This is a genomic window from Streptomyces sp. SID3343 (assembly GCF_009865215.1).
Lineage (GTDB): Bacteria > Actinomycetota > Actinomycetes > Streptomycetales > Streptomycetaceae > Embleya.
In genome coordinates this window covers 1-1,449 of the sequence record NZ_WWJX01001407.1, presented here as the reverse complement: position 1 = coordinate 1,449, position 1,449 = coordinate 1, and the positions used below count along the sequence as shown (strand labels likewise).

General features: G+C 75.4%; 1 protein-coding gene. It reads right to left on the bottom strand.

Translation table 11 applies throughout. The features are described 5' to 3' along the window. A partial coding sequence (locus tag GT354_RS44635) for an acyltransferase domain-containing protein (protein WP_161362983.1) occupies nt 1-1,437 on the bottom strand: 1,437 nt, incomplete at its 3' end. Between the last annotated feature and the right edge of the window lie 12 nt (nt 1,438-1,449).

The window sequence follows — 1,449 nt, the reverse complement described above, 5'->3', positions numbered from 1 at the left end:
GGCCACCTCGGCCGCGAGCGCCGCGGCCCCCGGCGCGGCTTCGCCGGAGCGGCTCACCAACAGCACGTGTTCGGCGCCTCGGGCCGCTGCCCAGCGCGCCACGTGGCCACCGAGCGCACCGGTGCCGCCGGTGACGAGCACGGTCCCGCTCGGCCGCCACGACCCCACGACGCTCGCGGCGGTCGCGGCGTCGCGCGGGGCTCGGACGAGCCGACGACCCCACACCTGCGAACCGCGCACCGCGACCTCCGACTCCCCCGCCGTTCCGGTCAGCACGGCGATGATCCGCTCGGTCGGCGCCTCGGCCGGGATCTCGGCCGGGACGTCGATCAAGCCGCCCCACACATCGGGAAGTTCGGCCGCGACGATGCCGCCGAAGCCCCACACCTGTGCCTGCTCGGGAGCGCGCACCGTGTCGTCGGCGCCGATCGAGACGGCACCGCCGGTCACCGACCACAGCGGAGCGACCACACCCGCGTCGTCCAGGCTCTGCACCAGGGCCACGGTCGCGGCCACGCCCCACGGCACGGACGGCCGTGCCTCGACCGGCCCTTCGGCCAACGGCAGCAGCGAGACGATCCCGGCGATCGGTTCCCGATCGCCGGCCACCAGGGTCCGCACGGCGTCCCGGTCGGCGCCCGTACGGCCCACCGGCAACACCCGGAGCCCGTCGGCGGGCAGTACTTGGGCGAACCACGATGCCCAGTCGGTGGATTCGTGTCCGGTGGACTCTTCCGGCACCACAAGCAGCCACGACCCGGTGAGCCGACCCGCCTGGGTCCCGCCGACCGGGCGCCACGCGATCCGGTGCCGCCACGCGTCGGTGGTGGCCCCCGAGCGTCGGCGATCCCACCAGGACGTCAGGGCGGGCAGTACCGCGTCCAGCGACTCGGCCGGCACGCCGCCACCGAGCGCGGCCGACAGCGCGTCCCGGTCACCGGCCTCGACGAGGTCCCAGAACGCGCCGTCCGCGGCCGTTCCGACGGGCGGGGCGTTCTCCCCGGTGTCCAGCCAGAACCGCTCGCGCTGGAACGCGTAGGTCGGCAGCGCGACCCGCTCGACGGCGCTGTCCCGGTACGCCGCCGCCCACGCCACGGGCACGCCCCGGACGAAGACCTCGGCCAACGACGTGTGCAGTCGGGCCAAGCCACCCTGGCCGCGCCGCAAGGTCCCCGTGACGACCGGCTCCGGCACCCCGGCGTCCTCCAGCGTGGCCTGGATCGCCGCAGTGAGCACGGGGTGCGGGCTCACCTCGACGAAGACACCGTGTCCGGCGGCGGCCAGGCCCCGCACCGCTTCCTCGAAGCGGACCGTCTCGCGCAGATTGGAGGCCCAGTACGCGCCGTCCATCGACGCGGTGTCGATCCACGCGCCGGTCACCGTCGACCACACCGCAACCGTCCCCGACCGCGGCCGAATCCCCGCCAGATCGGCCACGATCGCAGCCCG